The following is a 20,577-nucleotide window of genomic DNA, read 5'->3' as shown; positions in this document are numbered from 1 at the left end:
ATGCATCGAAGGCATTCTTGCGACCCGCTATGAAGCGCTCCAATCTCACCATCATCACGGGCGCGCATACCCAGCGCCTCGTGATGGAGGGCAAGCGCTGCGTCGGCGTGGATTATCGCGGCGGCGACACGGACTATCTTGCGAAGGCGCGTTGCGAAGTGATTGTCAGCGCGGGCGCGGTGAACTCGCCGCAATTGCTGGAGCTGTCGGGCATTGGCAATGGCGCGCGGCTGCAGAAACTGGGTATCGATGTGATCCAGGATCTGCGCGGCGTCGGCGAGAATCTGCAGGATCATCTGCAGCTTAGGATGGCTTATAAAGTTAGCGGCGTACGTACCCTGAATACGCTTTCAGCGAAATGGTGGGGCAAGGCGTGGATCGGGTTGCAATACGCGGTCATGCGCAGCGGGCCAATGTCCATGGCGCCGTCCCAGCTCGGTGCGTTCGCCAAATCCAGTCCCGACGATGCAACCATCACCCGGCCCGACGTGGAGTATCACGTGCAGCCTTTGTCGCTGGACCGGTTTGGCGAGCCATTGCATGCGTTCAACGCGTTCACGGCTTCGGTGTGTCCACTGCGCCCTACGTCGCGGGGAAGCGTTCACATTGCTTCGCCGGATGCGAAGGTCGCGCCGTTGATCGCGCCCAATTATTTATCGACGGATCGTGATCGCGAGGTTGCAGTCAACGCCTTGAAGCTGACGCGGCGCATCGCGGCCGCGCCCGCGCTCGCCAGGTACTCGCCCGAAGAGATCCTCCCCGGCGCGGCGTTCCAGACCGATGCCGAGCTGGCCGTGGCCGCGGGAAAGATCGGCACGACGATTTTCCATCCGGTCGGGACGTGCCGCATGGGAACCGATAACGATCCGGCCGCCGTCGTCGACAGCCGCCTGCGTGTCATTGGCGTCGAAGGCCTGCGCGTAGTCGATGCTTCCGTCATGCCGACCATTACATCGGGCAATACCAACTCGCCAACGCTGATGATCGCTGAAAGGGCCAGCGAGATGATTCGCGCGGACCGCAGGTTCCTGGGCTCGCAGGTTCGCACGCTGGTATCGGGTGCCTGAATATGACCCGGATATGTTCAGTAACGCGCATTGTTTGAACGATTAAGCGGCCCGGCTGAAAAACAAAGCGCCTGACTAAGTGCAAATCCCGATGATTGCGCTGCATCATTGGCGCGACAATACATCAGACGTCCCTAATGTGCCGCACGTCTGCACGAGCTTTGTGCGGCACGCAAAAAACGCAGCAGGCACGAGTTAGCACAACGCCAGCACCGCAACACAAGTCCCGGGCACAAGCACCGTACGAACGAAAGCGAGCACCGATGGCATGCGCCAAAAGCGCGCCCTGTTGAGGCTGAAAACAAAGGCCGGGCTTTAAGGCTCAAACCAAGCATGGAAGGGGACATGATTCTCGGCGACACGATTCTGGAAACCCGCGGCCTGACAAAAGAATTCAAGGGCTTCACCGCCGTGAACGATGTGAACCTGCGTGTGCGCCGGGGTTCGATCCATGCATTGATCGGTCCCAACGGCGCCGGCAAGACCACTTGCTTCAACCTGCTTACCAAGTTCCTCGAACCGACTGCGGGACAGATTGTTTTCAACGGAGCCGATATCACGCGCGAACGTCCGGCGCAGATTGCGCGTCGCGGCGTGATCCGGTCATTTCAGATTTCTGCTGTATTCCCGCATCTGACGGTCATGCAGAACGTGCGTATTGGCTTGCAGCGATCGCTCGGCACATCGTTCAAGTTCTGGAAAAGCGAGCGCGTGCTCAACGAACTCAACGACCGTGCCATGGATCTGCTCACGCAAGTCGGCCTGACCGATTTCGCCGATACCACCACGGTCGAACTTTCATACGGCCGCAAGCGCGCGCTCGAAATCGCCACCACATTGTCGATGGAACCCGAACTCATGCTGCTCGATGAACCCACGCAAGGCATGGGACATGAAGACGTGGACCGCGTGACAGCGCTGATCAAGAAAGTGTCGGTGGGACGCACCATTCTCATGGTCGAGCACAACATGAACGTGATCGCCGGGATCTCGGACACCATCACCGTCCTGCAACGCGGGGAAGTACTGGCCGAGGGCAGCTACGCGGAGGTATCGAAGAACGCGCTCGTGATGGAAGCCTATATGGGCAGCGCCGACGCCGCCCTTGCCGGAGCGCACGCATGAGCACGATCGTGGAAGAACGCCGCGCACAACAATCGCGCGATGCATCGGCGGGTGAGCCTGCGCTCGAACTTGTCGGCGCGCAAGCGTGGTACGGCGAGTCGCATATCCTGCACGGCGTGGATCTGAAGGTGAGCCGCGGCGAAGTGGTCACGCTGCTCGGGCGCAACGGCGCGGGCCGCACGACCACGATGCGCGCGATCATGGGCCTGACCGGACGGCGCACGGGCTCGATCCGTATCGGCGGACACGAGACGGTCGGCATGTCGACACACAAGATCGCGCATTACGGCGTGGGTTATTGTCCGGAAGAACGCGGCATCTTCTCGAGCTTGTCGTGCGAGGAAAACCTGATGCTTCCGCCGGTAGTCGGGAATCCGAAGGAAGCCATGTCCATCGATGAAATCTATTCGATGTTTCCCAATCTCAAGGAGCGTCGCCATAGCCAGGGGACGCGGCTTTCCGGCGGCGAACAGCAGATGCTGGCCGTTGCGCGCATCTTGCGCACGGGCGCAAACCTGTTGCTGCTCGACGAGATCTCGGAAGGGCTCGCCCCTGTGATCGTGCAGACGCTTGCACGGATGATCCTGATGCTCAAGGCGCGGGGTTACACCATCGTCATGGTCGAACAGAATTTTCGCTTCGCGGCGCCGCTCGCCGATCGCTTCTACGTCATGGAGCACGGGAAGATTGTCGAGCACTTCAATGCCGGGGAACTCGAAACGAAAATGCCGGTGCTGCACGAACTGCTCGGGGTATGACCCGGTTCGGCACGCGGCCAGCAGCAAGAACAACAACTCAACGGAGACTGTAATGAAGAAGAAGACCCTCGCGCGCCTCTCGGGTATCTGCATGGCCGTTGCCGCGGCCACGGCATCGCTGATGGCGGGCAACGTTCAGGCGGCGCCTGGCGATACGGTGAAGATCGGCTACATCACGGACCTTTCGGGTCTTTATGCGGACATCGACGGGCAAGGCGGACTCGAATCGATCCGCATGGCAATCGCCGATTTCGGCGGCAAGGTGAATGGCAAGCCCATCGAACTCGTCTACGCGGATCACCAGAACAAGGCTGACATTGCGGCGTCGCGCGCACGTGAATGGATCGATCGCGATGGTGTGAACGTGATCATCGGCGGAACGAATTCGGCGACGGCCTTGTCGACGAACCAGGTCGCCGGCGAGAAGAAGATCCCGTACATCAACATTGGTGCGGGCGCGGATAACCTCACCAACGAACAATGCACGCCGTACACGGTTCATTACGCGTACGACACCATGGCGCTCGCCAAGGGCACGGGCTCGGCCGTGACGAAGCAGGGCGGCAAGACGTGGTACTTCCTCACGGCGGACTACGCGTTCGGCAAGGCGCTGGAAAAGAACACCTCGGACGTGGTGAAAGCGAACGGCGGCCAAGTGCTGGGCGCGGTGCGTCATCCGCTGTCGGCGTCGGATTTTTCGTCGTTCTTGTTGCAGGCGCAAGCGTCGAAGGCGCAGGTGCTCGGTCTTGCCAACGCCGGTGGCGACACCATCAACTCGATCAAGGCCGCGAAGGAATTTGGCATCACCAAGCAGATGAAGATTGCCGCGCTGCTGATCTTCCTGACCGATATCCACAGCCTGGGCCTCGAAACCACGCAAGGGCTGGTGGCGACGGATAGCTGGTACTGGAACAAGGACGCAACGACGCGCGCCTGGGCGCAACGCTACTTCGCGAAGATGAAGAAGATGCCGACGAGTCTTCATGCTGCGGATTACTCGGCCGTCACGACCTACCTGAAGGCAGTGCAGGCGGCCGGTACGACCGACAGCGACAAGGTCATGGACCAGTTGCACAAGGCGAAGATCAACGACTTCTACACCCAGAACGGCTACATCCGTGCCGACGGCAGCATGATTCACGACATGTACCTGATGGAAGTGAAGAAGCCGTCTGAGTCGAAGGAACCGTGGGATTACTACAAGATCACCGCGACCATTCCGGGTGACCAGGCGTTCGCGACCAAAGCTGAATCGCGCTGCGCTTTGTGGAAATAAGCGGCCGGCAGTGACCGCTTTGCGGATTTGCATCGAAAGCGAATCCGCATGATCGATCGACGCATGTTGTCTTACGGGACCGCATGCGTCGAAACACCTTTGACGGCAGATTCAATGGAAATTTTCGGCATTCCGCTCGCAGCGATGATGAGCCAGTTGCTGCTCGGACTGGTGAACGGTTCTTTCTACGCCATCCTGAGCCTTGGCCTCGCGGTGATCTTCGGCCTGCTCAACGTGATCAACTTTGCGCACGGCGCGTTGTTCATGCTGGGCGCAATGCTCACGTGGATGGGCTTCTCCTATTTCAACGTGCCCTACTGGGCGATGCTCGTGCTCGCGCCCCTGATTGTCGGCGTATTCGGCATTGTGATTGAACGCACGATGCTGCGCTGGCTTTACAAGCTCGACCATCTTTATGGCCTGCTGCTTACGTTTGGCCTGACGCTCGTGATTGAAGGCGTATTTCGTTCGGTGTACGGATCATCAGGGCAGCCCTACGACGTGCCTTCGATGCTCGCCGGCGCGACGAATCTCGGCTTCATGTATTTGCCGAACTATCGCGCGTGGGTCGTGGTTGCATCGCTCGTAGTGTGTTTTGCGACCTGGTTCGTCATTGAGAAAACGCGGCTTGGCGCGTATCTTCGTGCAGGCACCGAGAATCCGAAGATGGTCGAGGCATTCGGCATCAACGTGCCTTTGATGGTCACACTCACCTACGGTTTCGGCGTCGCGCTCGCGGCCTTTGCCGGCGTGCTTGCCGCGCCCGTGATCCAGGTCTCGCCGCTGATGGGCCAGTCGATGATCATCACCGTTTTCGCGGTGGTGGTGATCGGCGGCATGGGTTCCATCATGGGCTCGATACTCACCGGCCTTGGCCTCGGCGTGATTGAAGGCCTGACCCGCGTGTTTTATCCGGAAGCGTCCGCGACAGTCGTCTTCGTCATCATGGCGCTGGTGCTGCTCGTGCGCCCGGCGGGACTTTTCGGCAAGGAAAAATGATGTTGAGAAAAGTACTCTACGGCGTATTGCTGGCCGGCCTGATCGCGGCGCCGTTCCTGGGGATCTATCCTGTCTTCATGATGAAGGTGTTGTGCTTCGCGTTATTTGCGGCGGCGTTCAATTTGTTGATCGGCTATACGGGGTTGCTGTCGTTTGGCCATGCAATGTTCCTCGCAAGCGCGGGTTATACGGCGGGTTACGCCATCCAGACGCTGGGCTTTACGCCGGAACTCGGCGTGATTGCGGGGACGGCGGTCGCCACGTTGCTTGGGCTGATCGTCGGCTTGTTTGCGATCCGCCGCCAGGGCATCTACTTCGCGATGGTCACGCTCGCCCTCGCGCAGATGGTTTACTTCGTGTTCCTGCAGGCGCCGTTTACGCACGGCGAGGACGGCCTGCAAGGCGTGCCGCGCGGCAAGCTCTTCGGCGCGATCAGTCTCAGTTCCGACCTGACGCTCTACTATGTCGTGCTGCTGGTGATGGTGCTGGCGTTCGGGTTTATCGTGCGGATCGTGCATTCGCCGTTTGGCCAGGTGCTGATTGCGATCAAGGAGAATGAACCACGCGCAATCTCGCTTGGGTACGATACATCGCGCTTCAAACTGCTGGCGTTCGTGTTGTCGGCGGGGCTTGCCGGATTGGCCGGCGCACTGCAAACGCTGGTACTCGGGTTCGAAACCCTGGGCGATGCCTACTGGACCATGTCGGGTCTCGTTGTACTGATGACGCTCGTCGGCGGCATGAGCACGATGTTCGGACCTTTGCTTGGCGCGTTCATTATCGTGGCGCTGGAAAATCGTCTTGGCGATATCGGCACCGGTTTGACACGGCTTACCGGCATCGACTGGTTCAATTCACTTGGCGAGTCAGTGACGATCGTAACGGGGCTTATCTTTATAGCGTGTGTGCTGCTTTTCAGGCGCGGAATCGTCGGCGAGATAATCGCCAAGGTTCGTCCGCTGCGCGGTTAAAGCGTGGACATTGCTTGGGGATCCGAACTAACCCTTAGTTCTATCGCGCTGTTTCTGCCATTAATCCGGGCGCAGATGGACACACGCCCAGTTAAGGTGCTTTTATGCACCACTAGGGTAAATGCTAGGTTGTCGGTATTCGTTGCGCAATCTAATATCCGTTTCAGTTCTGTTGCACCCGAATTTTGAGGTGGAGAACGAGGAGACAACGAGGCATCAAGTGCCCGACCGAAAGCGCTGTTGGATGATTCCAACAGCGCTTTTTATTTGTGCTTCGCGTTTATGCCACTTGAATCCGACTTCAGGCCCATTCGCGGCATTCCCTATTATTTATCGATTTCATTCGGGTTTTCCCGCGCATTTTCTGTTGCGTTGGAGGGCATACGTTTGCAGGCCCCGAAACCTTCAAATCCCTTGCCCCATACGGCCTCAGTCCGCTACACTCGCATTCACCGACCGCGTGGTCGGGATATAAAAACCGTAAAATCGCGGGCAGTGAACAAACACATTACGGGGTATATCGATGAAGTTGGTTTTACGCTGGATCACAACGGCATTATTCGCCGCGAGCGCATCCGCAGCTATTAGCACGCAGGCTTTCGCAGACGTAAAAATCGGGGTCACGCTGTCCGCAACTGGTCCGGCTGCATCGCTGGGCATTCCGGAAAAGAACACCATCGCATTACTGCCGAAAGAGATCGCCGGGCAGAAGATGCAGTACATCGTGCTGGATGATGCGACGGATTCCACGCAAGCCGTCAAGAACGCACGCAAGCTGACAAGCGAAGATCACGTCGATGCATTGATCGGTTCTACCGTAGTTCCCAATTCGCTGGCCATGATCGACGTTGCGTCGGAGACCAGCACGCCCATGATTTCCATGGCGGCTGCCGCGACTATCGTGGAACCCATGGATGCAAAGCGCGCATGGGTATTCAAGACGCCGCAGAACGACATCCTGATGGCGACTGCCATTGCCACGCATATGTCTAATCATGGCGTGAAGTCGGTGGCGTTCATCGGTTTCAGCGACGCGTATGGCGAAAGCTGGTTCAAGGAGTTCACGAAGGCCGCCGATCTCGCGAAGATCAAGGTGGTTGCGAACGAACGCTTTGCTCGTAACGATGCATCGGTGACAGGGCAGGTCCTGAAGGCGATGTCGCAGAACCCGGATGCGGTGTTGATCGCGGGCGCGGGTACGCCGGCCGCATTGCCGCAAAAGACGCTGAAGGAGCGCGGCTACAAGGGCAAGATTTATCAGACGCACGGCGTGGCGAACAATGACTTCCTGCGCGTGTGCGGCAAGGATTGCGAGGGTACGTTCCTGCCGGCGGGGCCGTTGCTGGTCGCAGCGCAATTGCCTGATTCGAACCCCGTGAAGAAGTCCGCGCTGACGTACAAGCAGGCCTATGAAGGCGCTTACGGTGCGGGTTCGGTATCGACTTTTGGCGGACATGCATGGGACGCCGGCTTGTTGTTGCAGCGGGCTATTCCTATCGCGTTGAAAGCGGGGCAGCCCGGGTCGCAAGCCTTTCGCGAAGCGTTGCGCGCAGCAATCGAGAGCACGAAGGATCTGGCCGGATCGCACGGTATCTTCAACATGAGCGCAGCCGATCACTCGGGACTCGATCAACGCGCACGCGTGATGGTCGAGATCGTCGGTGGTCAGTGGAAGCTCGTCAAAGACTGACGGCAGCCGACACGACCATAAGAACCGATCAAAGGCGCGTTGCTTCGAACGCGCCTTTTTTTGTGGATTGAGCGGCGATAAGTAAACGATCGCTCAACGAATACTTATAACAACTCGCCTGAACGCACGCGGCGTGCGCGAGGGCATAGCGTCTGGAGACGATGCAATGAAAATGATCAAAGGGCAGCTCACGAGCGCGGCGCTCGGTGTTGCGTTGGTGTTAGCTGCGAGCGCGGCGGTCGCGCAGGTGAAGATCGGCGTGACGTTATCGGCCACGGGTCCGGCGGCATCGCTTGGGATTCCCGAGAAAAATACCGTTGCGTTGTGGCCGAAGGAAATCGGCGGCAAGACGGTGGAGTACATCGTGCTCGATGACGGATCGGACACCAGCCGCGCCGTGCAGAACACGCGCAAGCTGATCGATGAAGATCATGTCGATGCCATCGTCGGTTCCACGGTCACGCCGAACTCGCTCGCCATGCTCGATCCCGCGAGCCAGAGCAAGACGCCGATGATCTCCATGGCGGCATCGGCGGCGATCATCTCGCCGATGGACGCAAAGCGCACATGGGCATTCAAGACGCCGCAAAACGACAGCCTCATGGCCGATGCCATCGCCGACTACATGGAAAAGCACGGCGTGAAGACGGTCGGTTTTATCGGCTTCGCGGATGCGTATGGCGAAGGCTGGTATAGCGTGTTCAACACGGCGGCCGCCGCGCATAAATTGAAAATCGTCGCGAACGAGCGCTTCGCCCGTGCTGATACATCGGTCACCGGCCAGGTGCTCAAGACGCTCAGCGCGAATCCCGATGCGATCCTGATTGCGGGCGCGGGAACGCCGGCGGCATTGCCTGCGAAGGCGCTGAAGGAGCGCGGCTACAAGGGCAAGGTTTATCAGACGCATGGCGTGGCGAACAACGATTTCCTGCGCGTGTGCGGCAAGGATTGCGACGGCGAATTGCTGCCCGCCGGCCCCATCCTCGTGGCGGATCAATTGCCTGACAGCAACCCGGTCAAGAAGTCCGCGCTGGCGTACAAGGCGGCTTACGAGAAAGCCTATGGCGTGGGTTCGGTATCGACGTTCGGTGGTCATTCATGGGACGCTGGCCAGATGCTGCAACGGGCCATTGGCGAAGCGCTCAAGACCGCTCAGCCTGGCACAGAGGCGTTCCGCGTGGCCTTGCGCAACGCGCTCGAGAACCTCAAGGACTTGCCGCTCGCACACGGCGTGATGAACACCACGCCCGCCGATCACAACGGCCTCGACAATCGTGCACGCGTGATGGTGCAGATCGTCGATGGCAAGTGGAAAGTGCAGAACGACTGACGTCATCGTGAGCTTGCACACCGGCAATTTGGTGCGTTAGCGTTCCGGAGTTTTTATGCTTCTATGGGCCGGCCGGCGGCCCGATTTAAGAATGTTCTCAAAGAGGAAGTATGGACTTATCGATTGCGGCGATCCTCGCGCAAGACGGCATCACCACCGGCGCGATCTACGCATTGCTCGCGCTCGCGCTGGTCCTGGTGTTTTCGGTGACGCGTGTCATCTTCATCCCGCAGGGCGAGTTCGTGGCATACGGCGCGTTGACGCTCGCGGCGCTGCAAACGCAGAAGTTGCCGGCCACCTGCTGGCTGCTTATTGCGATGGGCGTGGGGTGCTTTGTCACGGAGCTTGCAGGCATTGCGCGGCATCCCTCGCGGCACAGGCAGATCGCGCGCACGCTGGCGATTCTCGCGGGCAAGTACCTGCTATTTCCCATTGCTGTTTATGCGCTCACGCGAAGCGTCGCCGCTCAGCCGTTGCCGATGATCGCGCAAATCGCATTGACGTTGCTGATCGTGATTCCGATGGGACCGTTTGTGTATCGGCTGGCCTATGAGCCGATCGCGGAAGCCAGCACGTTGTTACTGTTGATCGTGGCGGTCGCGGTGCATTTTGCGATGGTCGGCCTGGGTCTTGTCATGTTCGGCGCGGAAGGCTCTCGCACAACGGCTTTCTCCGATGCCACCTTCAACCTCGGCAGCGTTTCCATCTCCGGGCAGAGCATCTGGGTGGTGGGCACGGCGGTCGTGTTGATCGCCGCGCTGTATTTTTACTTCGATAAAACCATCTCCGGCAAAGCCTTGCGCGCAACCTCCGTGAACCGGCTTGGCGCCCGCCTGGTGGGCATCGGTACGACGCAGGCTGGAAGGCTTGCCTTCACGCTCGCGGCCGGCCTGGGGGCGCTCTGCGGCATCCTCGTGGCGCCGATCACGACCATCTATTACGACTCGGGGTTTCTTATCGGCTTGAAGGGATTCGTGGGCGCGATCGTGGGCGGACTGGTGAGTTATCCGCTCGCCGCGGCCGGGTCGCTGCTGGTCGGGTTGCTGGAATCGTATTCGTCGTTCTGGGCAAGTGCTTATAAAGAGGTGATCGTGTTCACGCTGATCATTCCGGTGCTGTTGTGGCGGAGTCTCGCAAGCCCGCATTCGGATGAAGAAGAGGAGTGACACGATGAAATTCCTGATGCAGAAGAAAGTGTTCGTCGTGTTCCTTGTGCTTGTTTTTGCGTTGCCCGTCCTGCCGCAACCCATCCGCATGCCCGAGTACTGGATCACATTGTTGAACTACATCGGCTTGTATTCGATTGTCGCCATCGGGCTCGTGTTGCTGACCGGAATTGGCGGGATGACGAGCTTCGGGCAGGCGGCGTTTGTCGGCGTGGGCGCGTACTCGACGGCTTATCTCACCACGCAGTTCGGCGTTTCGCCGTGGCTTGCGTTGATCGTCGGCGTGGTGCTGACGGCGTTGATCGCGTTGCTGCTCGGCATGGTGACCATGCGGCTGTCCGGGCACTTCCTGCCGCTTGGAACCATCGCGTGGGGCTTGTCGCTGTTTTTCCTGTTCGGGAACCTGGAGTTCCTCGGCAAGTACGACGGCATCAACGGTATTCCAATACTTAACCTTTTCGGCTGGCATCTCGAATCCGGCCGATCGATCTACTACCTGATCTGGGTCGTGGTGTTGCTGGCGGTCATATCGGTCCAGAACCTGCTCAACAGCCGTCCTGGACGCGCGATTCGCGCATTGCGCGGCGGTGGCACGATGGCCGAAGCCATGGGCGTGAACACCGCGTGGATGCGCGTGGTGATCTTCGTCTACGCGGCCGTGCTCGCAGCCATTTCGGGCTTTCTGTACGCGCATTTGCAGCGTGCGGTGAACCCGACGCCGTTCGGCTTGAACCACGGTATCGAATTCCTTTTCATGGCGGTGGTAGGCGGTGTATCGCATGTCTGGGGTGCGGTTCTGGGCGCGACTATCCTCACCGTCCTGCAAGATTATTTGCAGACGCTGTTGCCCAAGCTGCTCGGATCGAATGGAAACTTCGAGATCATCGTTTTCGGTGTGTTGATGGTCTTGCTGCTTCAATACGCGCGCCAGGGTGTCTGGCCGTTTGTGGCTCGGCTGTTTCCCAGCGGCCCGCGTGCGCGCGTTCCCGATCATGCCGATGCGTTGCCGCAACGCGCGAGGCCGGTCGCGGGTGAACCGCTGCTGGTGGTCGATAAAGCACGCAAGCAGTTCGGCGGTCTCGTTGCAGTCAACGATGTCAGTTTTCAGGTGAAGGCGGGCGAAATCATCGGCCTGATCGGTCCGAACGGCGCAGGGAAATCGACGACGTTCAACCTTGTGACCGGTGTATTGCAGGCTACGAGCGGATCGATCACGTTCCAGGGCGAGCGCATCGATACGCTGAGCTCGCGTGAAATCGTCAAACGGGGAATCGGACGGACGTTCCAACATGTGAGATTACTATCGGGCATGACGGTGCTGGAGAACGTCGCTATCGGCGCGCATTTGCGCGGCAAGACGGGCGTCTGGCGCAGCGTTGTTCGGCTGAACGCGGCGGAAGAAGCGCGGCTGATGGCCGAAGCGGCAAAGCAAATCAAACGCGTTGGGCTGGAGAAGCATCTCTACGATGAAGCCGGCAGTCTTGCACTCGGACAGCAACGAATCCTCGAAATCGCTCGCGCTCTGTGCTGCGATCCGAATTTGCTATTGCTCGACGAGCCGGCTGCAGGTTTGCGTTATCAGGAGAAGCAGCAACTCGCTGAACTGTTGCGACGCCTGAAGGGCGAGGGCATGAGCGTACTTCTTGTCGAACACGATATGGATTTCGTCATGAATCTGACGGATCGGCTTGTAGTGATGGAGTTTGGTACCAGGATCGCGGAAGGTCTGCCGCAGGACGTGCAGAAAGATCCAGCGGTATTGGAAGCTTATTTGGGCGGGGTGGATTAATGGCCGATGCAATTCTCCAGGTTGACGGTTTATCCGTCCGTTACGGCAAGGTCGAAGCGTTGCATGATGGGAAGCTGACTGTGGGTGCCGGTCAGATTGTTTCGGTGATCGGACCCAACGGAGCAGGCAAGTCGACATTGCTCAACGCAATCATGGGTGCGTTGCCGTCCACTGGATATGCTAACGGTACGATCCGATACCGCAACGAAGAGGTTTCCACGCTTCCTATCGAAAAGCGTGTTTCACGTGGAATGTGTCTGGTGCCGGAAAAGCGCGAGCTGTTTGCGAGCATGACCGTGGAAGACAACTTGGTGCTGGGGGCGTATCGGAGGAAGCGGGCGGGCGAACGCAATTATCTGGATCAGCTCGAGCATGTGTTCGACCTGTTTCCACGGTTGAAGGAACGGCGCAGGCAGGCGGCAGGTACGTTGTCCGGCGGTGAACGACAAATGCTTGCGGTCGGGCGTGCGCTGATGGGCAAGCCCGACTTGCTCATGCTCGATGAACCCAGTCTCGGCTTGGCGCCATTGATCGTGAAGGAGATCTTCCACATCATCAGTGCGCTTCGTCAGACCGGCGTCGCGACATTGCTCATCGAGCAGAATGCGCGCGCTGCGCTTCAAATTTCCGACTATGGGTATGTGCTCGAAACCGGCGAGTTCGCCATGGAAGGTGCAGCGACCGCATTAGCTCATGATCCGAAAGTTATTGAGACCTATCTGGGTCTTGCCAAAAAAGTTGCGTAGCGATCCTGTCACCTCCAATTAAAGATGGCGTGTTTCACGTGAAACACGCCATTTTTTTGCTTTCACGGCTTGGGGCCGAATCGCGGTAAAAGCTAACCGGTATAATTCTTCGATATCTCTTTCGAAGGTCCGCCACCTCGCGCGGGAACCCATGCTTTATCCAACTGAATTCGATGTGATCGTCGTTGGCGGCGGTCACGCTGGAACCGAAGCGGCGTTGGCCTCGGCCCGTATGGGCGCGAGCACGCTCTTGCTCACTCATAACATCGAAACGCTGGGCCAGATGAGCTGCAATCCGTCGATCGGCGGGATTGGGAAAGGACATCTGGTCAAGGAAATCGATGCGCTAGGTGGCGCGATGGCCGCAGCGACTGACGAGGCGGGCATTCAGTTCCGAATATTGAACTCTTCGAAAGGCCCGGCAGTGCGCGCAACGCGCGCGCAGGCAGATCGTGTTCTGTACAAGCAGGCAATCCGGCATCGGCTCGAGAACCAGCCTAATTTGTGGCTGTTTCAGCAAGCAGTGGAAGATTTGATGGTCGAAGGCGACCGTGTTGTCGGCGCCGTGACGCAGGTTGGCGTGCAATTCCGGGCCAAGGCCGTGGTGCTGACGGCCGGCACTTTCCTCGATGGAAAGATTCACGTGGGCTTGAACAATTACACGGGTGGACGGGCGGGCGATCCGGCTGCAGTAACGCTGTCAGCGCGCTTGAAGGAGTTAAAGCTCCCGCAAGGTCGGCTGAAAACGGGTACGCCGCCGCGCATTGATGGTCGCACGATCGATTACTCGAAGCTCGAAGAACAGCCGGGCGATCTCGATCCGATCCCAGTCTTCTCATTTCTCGGTCGCGTTGAACAGCATCCGCGCCAAGTGCCTTGCTGGGTAACGCATACGAACGAACGTACCCACGACATCATCCGTTCTGGTCTTGACCGTTCACCAATGTACACGGGGGTTATCGAAGGCGTCGGGCCGCGGTATTGTCCATCGATCGAAGACAAGATTCATCGGTTTGCGTCGAAAGATTCGCACCAGATCTTCCTCGAGCCCGAAGGTTTAACGACAAACGAGTTTTACCCGAATGGCATCTCGACCAGTTTGCCGTTCGATATCCAACTCGCACTCGTCCGTTCGATGAAAGGCCTTGAACACGCCCACATCCTGCGTCCGGGTTACGCCATTGAATATGATTACTTCGATCCGCGTGGCCTGAAGGCATCGCTGGAGACCAAGGTGATAGGCGGATTGTTCTTCGCAGGACAGATCAACGGTACGACGGGCTACGAAGAAGCGGGCGCGCAGGGCTTGTTGGCGGGGATAAATGCGGCCTTGCAAGTGAGCGGGCGTGAGGCATGGTGCCCGCGCCGGGACGAGGCGTATCTGGGGGTTTTGGTCGACGATCTGGTAACGCAGGGCGTGTCTGAGCCGTATCGGATGTTCACTAGCCGCGCTGAGTATCGCTTGTCGCTGCGGGAAGACAACGCCGACATGCGTCTGACGGAGATTGGCCGAACGCTTGGCGTGGTCGATGACTTCCGTTGGAACGTGTTCAATGCAAAGCGCGACGCTGTTTCACGTGAAACACAACGACTCAAAACTACGTGGGTCACCCCGAAAACCTTGCCCGTCGATGAAGCCACAGCTTTGCTCGGTAAAGCGATCGATCACGAATACAGTCTTGCCGAGTTGCTGCGTCGCCCGGGTGTGACGTACGCCGACGTATGCTCGTTGCGTGGAAGTACGTCCGGGCCCGACGCGCCGCTGGCGGAAGATCCGGTATTGCTCAGTCAAATCGAGGAGCAAATCGAGATTGCCGTGAAGTATCAAGGCTATATCGATCGTCAAGCTGGTGAGATCGAACGCAATGGGTCGCATGAAAACACGCGTCTCCCGGAAGGGTTTGACTACGCAGAAGTACGCGGACTCTCATTCGAGGCGCGCCAAAAGCTGATCCAGCATCGTCCAGAAACGATCGGGCAGGCATCGCGCATCTCGGGCATCACCCCCGCGACGATTTCCCTGCTCATGGTTCATCTGAAGCGCACTTTTGGTCGCCACAATGATTCCACGGGAAACAATCGGGCAGGGCGTGGCGACGCTCGCTCCGTCTCGTGATGAAGCGCGAAGCCGGTGAAGCCGGACTGAGCACGCTGTTGAACGAAGGCATCGAGCAGCTCGCAATCGATGTCACGGAAGTGCAGCGCCAGAAACTGCTGGACTATGTGACGCTGCTCGGTAAATGGAACGCGGTGTACAACCTCACGGCGATCCGCGACCCGCGTCAGATGTTGATCCAGCACATTCTTGATTCGCTCGCGATTGTTCCGCACATGGCGGAGTCTGGTATTGCCCGGACAGCGCTGGATGTCGGCTCGGGCGGCGGTTTGCCCGGCATCGTGATGGCGATCGTACTGCCCCATTGGCAAGTCACACTAAACGACATCGTGCACAAGAAAACGGCATTCCAGTCCCAGGCGAAGCTGCAGCTCGGGCTGACCAATTTGTCCGTGGTGACCGGCCGGGTAGAAAGCCTGCGCGCGGGTTTGGAAGTCCCGGGTCTTTTTGACGTAATCGTGTCCCGCGCGTTCGCAGAGCTCTCCGACTTCGTTACACTTGCGCGTCATCTGGTTGCCGACAACGGTCGCATCTGGGCGATGAAAGGCATTCGTCACGATGGTGAAATCGAGCGTCTTCCTGCCTATGCCAAAGTCAACCGTATTGAACGCCTGCGCGTGCCCATGCTCGACGCCGAGCGCCACCTGATCGAAATTGAAATCGGAGCGGCCCAACATTGAACACTGCTGTCGACATCTCAAGCGAGCCTGAAGTCCAGGTAGCAATGAAGGGACAAATCACGATGGCGAAGATATTCTGCGTCGCGAACCAGAAGGGCGGCGTTGGAAAAACGACCACCGCGGTCAATCTTGCTGCGAGCCTGGCGGCGCTCGACCAGCGGGTTTTGCTGATCGACCTCGATCCCCAGGGTAACGCGACGATGGGCAGCGGTATCGACAAAGCTGCCGTTGAAAACACCGTCTACGACGTGCTCGTGAACGGCGTCACGGTACGCGAAGCAAGCACGCGTACGGATGCCGTCAAATACGACGTCCTGCCCGCAAACCGCGAACTGGCCGGCGCGGAAGTGGAGTTGGTAGGGGTCGAAAATCGTGAGCGCGTGCTGCGCCATGCACTCGCCGATGTCCAGGCCGACTACGACTTCATCCTCATCGATTGCCCGCCCGCTTTGTCGTTGCTGACGCTGAACGGGTTGTGCGCGGCGCACGGCGTTGTCATCCCGATGCAGTGCGAATACTTCGCTCTCGAAGGATTATCGGATCTGGTCAACACGATCAAGCAGGTTCACGCGAATCTGAACCGCGATCTGAAGGTCATCGGATTGTTGCGGGTGATGTTCGATCCACGCATCACGTTGCAGCAGCAAGTGTCGGATCAACTGAAACAGCATTTCGGCGACAAGCTATTTGACGTTGTCATTCCGCGAAATGTCCGTCTGGCCGAAGCGCCAAGCTATGGATTGCCGGGGGTCGTGTTCGACCGGGCATCGCGTGGGGCGCAGGCGTATATCCAGTTCGGCACGGAAATGATCGAGCGCGTTCGCGCGCTTTAATGGACGGATTGGGAAGATGGCAGAACGAGGAAGCAAGATGAACGCGACAATGAAAAAGAAGGGTCTGGGACGCGGGCTCGAAGCTCTGCTGGGCGGTAGTTCGGACATCACCGAGGCCGTGCGCAGCGAGGGCTTGCCGAGCGTGCTGCGCCTCGATTCCATGCAGGCCGGCAAGTATCAGCCGCGTACCCGCATGGACGAGGGCGCGCTCCAGGAGCTTGCTTCGAGCATCCGCTCGCAGGGCGTGATGCAGCCGATCCTCGTGCGTTCCATCGGCGATGACCGCTACGAAATCATCGCGGGCGAACGCCGTTTTCGCGCCGCGAAGCTGGCCGGCCTCGAAGAAGTGCCGGTGCTCGTGAAAAACGTGCCAGATCAGGCTGCTGCAGCAATGGCCTTGATCGAAAACATCCAGCGCGAGGATTTGAATCCGCTGGAAGAGGCGCAGGGCATCCAGCGTCTTCTCGATGACTTCAACTTTACGCACGAACAAGCCGCCGAGTCAGTCGGACGTTCGCGCAGCGCCGTGTCCAACCTGCTGCGTTTGCTCAACCTCGCGACGCCCGTCCAGACCATGCTGCTGGCAGGTGACCTGGACATGGGCCACGCCCGCGCGCTTCTCGCCGTCGATGCCGCCACGCAGATCCAGCTTGCCAATCAGGTGGTGAACAAGCGCATGTCGGTGCGCGAAACCGAGAAGCTGGTTTCGTCGACGACGAAGGAAGCGCCCGCGACCAAAGCGCGCCTTGCCAACGATGGCGGCCGCGATACGCGCCGCCTCGAGGAAGAATTGTCGGACCTGCTGTCGGCAAACGTCAAAATCAAGATGGGCGGGCGAGGGCGCGGCAAGCTGCAGATCGATTTCGGCGATCTCGATGCACTCGAAGGCATATTAGGGCGCTTGCGCACGGGCGTCGCGAACGACAAGGCGTCAGTGACAGACAGCGCATCGGCAACGCAAGCCTGACTCGATGCAACCGTCAGCGCACGCGAAACCTGCCCGGTTGAATCTGGTGGCGAAAGCATGGGCGCTGATCGCCGGCGAGCCGGTATTGGCAATCCTGATTGTCGCGTTGATCGCGCTCCAGGTTCTGCATCCCAAACCCTGGAGCGCCTTGCCGGCTTTGATCGACTGGCAGACCGTGCTGACGCTCGCCGGTTTGCTGATGCTCACGAAAGCAGTCGAACTCTCCGGTTTCCTGATGTGGATGGCGCACCGCGTGGTGCATCGAATACATGGTGAGCGCGGGCTTGCTTTCCTGCTGATCGGACTCGCTGCCGCGCTCTCCACCTTGCTCACCAACGATGTCGCCCTGTTCGCCGTCGTGCCGCTGACGCTGTCGCTGCATAAACTCGCGCCGCTTCCCATCAAGCGCCTGATCATCTTCATTGCGATGGCCGTGAATGCCGGGTCGATCCTGACGCCGCTCGGCAATCCTCAAAACCTGTTCCTCTGGCAGACCAGCGGTGTTTCGTTCGGCGCGTTCGTGTGGGCGCTGTTGCCGTTGTGCGTGGCGCTCATGGCGATGCTTTACGCGCTCGCCGCGGTAATGTTCCGCAACCGTCCGCTCGACCTTTCCGGCGACAAGGAAACGCACACAGTCGATGTCCCCCTGTGCGCGGTTGCGGGCGTTGCATTCATAGCGTTCGTCGTTCTCGCCGATGCCCACCACGCCGGCCTCGGCCTCGCCGCGGTCGCGATCGGCTTTCTATTGTGGCGGCGTCAGGTCGTGCTGAAGATCGACTGGTTGCTGCTGTTGATCTTCGTGCTGATGTTCATCGTCTTGCGCAGTGTCGCGGCGTTGCCCTGGGTGCATCACGCGATCGCAAGCCTCGGACTCGATACTCCGCTCAAGGCGTATGCGGCAGGTGCGGTGTTATCGCAGGGAATCAGCAACGTGCCTGCGGCGATCATGCTCGCCGAGTTCTCGAAGGACTGGCGGGCACTTGCGTTCGGTGTGAGCGTCGGCGGCTTTGGCATTGCCATTGGTTCCCTCGCGAATCTGATCGCGGTGCGTTTATCCGGCGAACGCGGCATGTGGGGACCGTTCCATCTCGTCTCGATCCCGTTCTGGATCGTCGCAGGAATAGTCGGCGCATGGCTTGTGTAGGCATCGTGAAGTCTCGTTGAACATCAACCTTTCAGTCCTGTCCCCGGTCGTTGTCCACACAAGCGAAATCTCTGATTTGAGACGTGTTTTTAAGGTGTATTCGGTTGTTTTTTGGTGACCCTAAGCTATTGAATCCGCGACAACAATCGCTTACAATCGCCCGGATTTAACAGCTTAGCGGCTCCGAAAGCGCAGCGTAAGTATGTTGCTCCTTCAGGCGACAAACCAACGGCAAATGCGCAGGTTGTGACTGACTTTAGTGAGATGTGTGATGGCGGTGCGAGAGCAGGATCGAGCGCCGGAAGGCGGAAATGATGGGCGCGTTTCAAGCCCTGCCGCAGATTTGACTGAACCTGGTTCAACCAGTTCAAATCCCACACCGGTTTCTTCAGGTCAGGCGCGCCACTCGTCGAATCGTCCGTTCGACGATTCGTGGGACGCTGAAGCGAAAGATAACAATACTGTTCCGCTGACGCGGGCAGAGGCGGAGACGCTGTTTGGTCCCGAGGTGAGTCGTTCATCGCGTGTCACGCCGTTTAAGGTCGTGGCGGCGCAAATGGTTTTGTCCCTGGTTGCGACGTTGGTCTGGTGGCTGTTTTACAGCCCGCCGGGTATTGCTGTGCCGGGCGACGTGGCGCTGTCAGCGTTCCTGGGTGGCGCAATTTGCTGGGTGCCGAGCGCGTTGTTCGCAGCACGGCTGAAAGCGAAGAGCGGCGCTGAAACCATTGCGAGCTGGGTGATCGGCGAGGCCATGAAGATGGGTGCGACGATTGCGATGTTCGTCGCCATTGCGTACGGTTTCAAGGGCGTCCTGTGGATACCGCTGCTGGTCACGTATCTGATCGCGCTGAAGACGTACTGGATAGCAATGGCGTGGAAGTAGGTCGCGGCTGACGAACCTGACGTGCCAGGTAAGTGACGTAGTTACGGTAACAGAGCAGATTAATACGTGCGGATGCTTCATCTCCTGCACGCGGGCCCGTGCCCTGCCGATCGCCCTTGAATGGCGGCTGGAGGATCACACGGGCGGCGGAAGATTTTCGACAATTTGGGTGGCTTTAAAGTTATGGCAGCTAGCGAAGGAACGCACGCGATGGATCCGTCGGAGTACATCGCGCACCATTTGCAGAATCTCTCCACTTCTCAGCAGACGTCGATCTTCGATATCCACGTCTGGAATCTCGACACGCTGTTCTGGTCGATTCTTTGCGGCATTGTCACGATCATCATCCTCGGTCTGGCAGCGCGCAAAGCGACGTCCGGCGTGCCGGGACGTTTTCAATGCGCAATCGAGATGCTGGTCGAGATGGTCGAAGACCAGTCGAAGTCGATGATCCACGGTAGCCGCCGTTTCATCGCCCCGCTCGCGCTCACGGTGTTCGTGTGGGTCGCGCTCATGAATTCGCTCGACTTCATCCCGGTTGACCTGCCGACGCGCGTGATCGGCTGGCTCGGTCTGACCGAGACGTTCCCGCACATGCGCGTGGTCCCGACGGCCGACCTGAACGGCACGCTGGGTATCGCCATCGGCGTGTTCGTGCTGATGATCTACTACAACTTCAAGATCAAGGGCGTTGGCGGCTTCGTGCACGAACTGCTGTCCGCTCCGTTCGGTGCGCATCCGCTGCTGTGGATCCCGAACCTTGCACTGAACATCATCGAGTTCGTCGCCAAGACGGTTTCCCTCGGCATGCGGCTGTTTGGCAACATGTACGCAGGTGAACTGTTGTTCCTGCTGATCGCCCTGCTCGGCAGCATGTGGCACTTCGGCGCGGACGCTTCTGTCCTCGGCTTCCTGGGCCACGTGGTTGCAGGAACGGTCTGGGCGATCTTCCACATCCTGATCGTGCTGCTGCAGGCGTTCATTTTCATGATGCTGACGCTGGTGTACCTCGGCCAGGCGCATGACACGCACTAAGC

General features: G+C 58.9%; 18 protein-coding genes. All 18 read left to right on the top strand.

Translation table 11 applies throughout. The annotated features are described in order from the left end of the window. Positions 1–1,067: GMC family oxidoreductase (locus ACFFAR_RS02350; RefSeq protein ID WP_375507478.1), on the top strand; the 1,067-nt coding region annotated here is incomplete at its 5' end. Between the two features lie 345 nt (positions 1,068–1,412). After that, positions 1,413–2,192, top strand: a complete 780-nt coding sequence (locus ACFFAR_RS02345; protein WP_056356314.1) for an ABC transporter ATP-binding protein — start codon at positions 1,413–1,415, stop codon at positions 2,190–2,192. After that, complete coding sequence (locus ACFFAR_RS02340) at positions 2,189–2,950, top strand: ATP-binding cassette domain-containing protein (RefSeq protein WP_174362853.1); 762 nt, start codon at positions 2,189–2,191, stop codon at positions 2,948–2,950. The genes ACFFAR_RS02345 and ACFFAR_RS02340 overlap by 4 nt, the downstream gene beginning before the upstream one ends. A gap of 52 nt (positions 2,951–3,002) precedes the next feature. Beyond that, the gene (locus ACFFAR_RS02335) at positions 3,003–4,226 is read left to right on the top strand and encodes an ABC transporter substrate-binding protein (protein ID WP_062168460.1); all 1,224 of its coding nucleotides are present in this window, start codon (positions 3,003–3,005) and stop codon (positions 4,224–4,226) included. A 114-nt stretch (positions 4,227–4,340) separates the two neighbouring features. Continuing rightward, positions 4,341–5,225 (top strand): branched-chain amino acid ABC transporter permease, encoded by an 885-nt coding sequence (locus ACFFAR_RS02330; RefSeq protein WP_062170305.1) that lies wholly within the window; start codon positions 4,341–4,343, stop codon positions 5,223–5,225. Continuing rightward, positions 5,225–6,196 (top strand): branched-chain amino acid ABC transporter permease, encoded by a 972-nt coding sequence (locus tag ACFFAR_RS02325; RefSeq protein ID WP_174362854.1) that lies wholly within the window; start codon positions 5,225–5,227, stop codon positions 6,194–6,196. The genes ACFFAR_RS02330 and ACFFAR_RS02325 overlap by 1 nt, the downstream gene beginning before the upstream one ends. Before the next feature lie 523 nt (positions 6,197–6,719). Beyond that, positions 6,720–7,886, top strand: coding sequence for an ABC transporter substrate-binding protein (locus ACFFAR_RS02320; protein WP_062168457.1), 1,167 nt, complete (start codon positions 6,720–6,722; stop codon positions 7,884–7,886). 166 nt (positions 7,887–8,052) lie between these two features. Then, positions 8,053–9,216 carry an ABC transporter substrate-binding protein gene (locus ACFFAR_RS02315; RefSeq protein WP_375507477.1) on the top strand — a complete coding sequence of 388 codons (1,164 nt, stop codon included), beginning with the start codon at positions 8,053–8,055 and terminating at the stop codon, positions 9,214–9,216. A gap of 110 nt (positions 9,217–9,326) precedes the next feature. Next, positions 9,327–10,382, top strand: coding sequence for a branched-chain amino acid ABC transporter permease (locus tag ACFFAR_RS02310; protein WP_174362855.1), 1,056 nt, complete (start codon positions 9,327–9,329; stop codon positions 10,380–10,382). Between the two features lie 4 nt (positions 10,383–10,386). Further along, positions 10,387–12,171 carry an ATP-binding cassette domain-containing protein gene (locus ACFFAR_RS02305; protein WP_375507476.1) on the top strand — a complete coding sequence of 595 codons (1,785 nt, stop codon included), beginning with the start codon at positions 10,387–10,389 and terminating at the stop codon, positions 12,169–12,171. Then, positions 12,171–12,917 carry an ABC transporter ATP-binding protein gene (locus ACFFAR_RS02300; protein WP_075359116.1) on the top strand — a complete coding sequence of 249 codons (747 nt, stop codon included), beginning with the start codon at positions 12,171–12,173 and terminating at the stop codon, positions 12,915–12,917. The genes ACFFAR_RS02305 and ACFFAR_RS02300 overlap by 1 nt, the downstream gene beginning before the upstream one ends. A 151-nt stretch (positions 12,918–13,068) precedes the next feature. Continuing rightward, on the top strand, positions 13,069–15,033 hold the full coding sequence (gene mnmG / locus ACFFAR_RS02295; RefSeq protein WP_375507475.1) for a tRNA uridine-5-carboxymethylaminomethyl(34) synthesis enzyme MnmG: 1,965 nt from the start codon (positions 13,069–13,071) through the stop codon (positions 15,031–15,033). Beyond that, positions 15,033–15,713, top strand: a complete 681-nt coding sequence (rsmG, locus tag ACFFAR_RS02290; protein WP_174362826.1) for a 16S rRNA (guanine(527)-N(7))-methyltransferase RsmG — start codon at positions 15,033–15,035, stop codon at positions 15,711–15,713. The genes mnmG and rsmG overlap by 1 nt, the downstream gene beginning before the upstream one ends. 62 nt (positions 15,714–15,775) lie before the next feature. Next, positions 15,776–16,546, top strand: coding sequence for a ParA family protein (locus ACFFAR_RS02285; RefSeq protein ID WP_062170303.1), 771 nt, complete (start codon positions 15,776–15,778; stop codon positions 16,544–16,546). 37 nt (positions 16,547–16,583) lie between these two features. Beyond that, positions 16,584–17,513, top strand: coding sequence for a ParB/RepB/Spo0J family partition protein (locus ACFFAR_RS02280; protein ID WP_062168443.1), 930 nt, complete (start codon positions 16,584–16,586; stop codon positions 17,511–17,513). 4 nt (positions 17,514–17,517) lie between these two features. Then, complete coding sequence (locus ACFFAR_RS02275) at positions 17,518–18,657, top strand: SLC13 family permease (RefSeq protein ID WP_375507474.1); 1,140 nt, start codon at positions 17,518–17,520, stop codon at positions 18,655–18,657. 271 nt (positions 18,658–18,928) lie between these two features. Next, on the top strand, positions 18,929–19,540 hold the full coding sequence (locus ACFFAR_RS02270) for an ATP synthase subunit I (RefSeq protein ID WP_174362824.1): 612 nt from the start codon (positions 18,929–18,931) through the stop codon (positions 19,538–19,540). A gap of 183 nt (positions 19,541–19,723) precedes the next feature. Continuing rightward, complete coding sequence (gene atpB, locus ACFFAR_RS02265) at positions 19,724–20,575, top strand: F0F1 ATP synthase subunit A (RefSeq protein ID WP_062168438.1); 852 nt, start codon at positions 19,724–19,726, stop codon at positions 20,573–20,575. Positions 20,576–20,577 lie beyond the last annotated feature (2 nt).

It is taken from the genome of uncultured Caballeronia sp. (assembly GCF_964243625.1).
Classification (GTDB): domain Bacteria; phylum Pseudomonadota; class Gammaproteobacteria; order Burkholderiales; family Burkholderiaceae; genus Caballeronia.
Note: the sequence above shows the minus strand (reverse complement) of the source record. Positions and strands in the feature narration are given on the sequence as shown.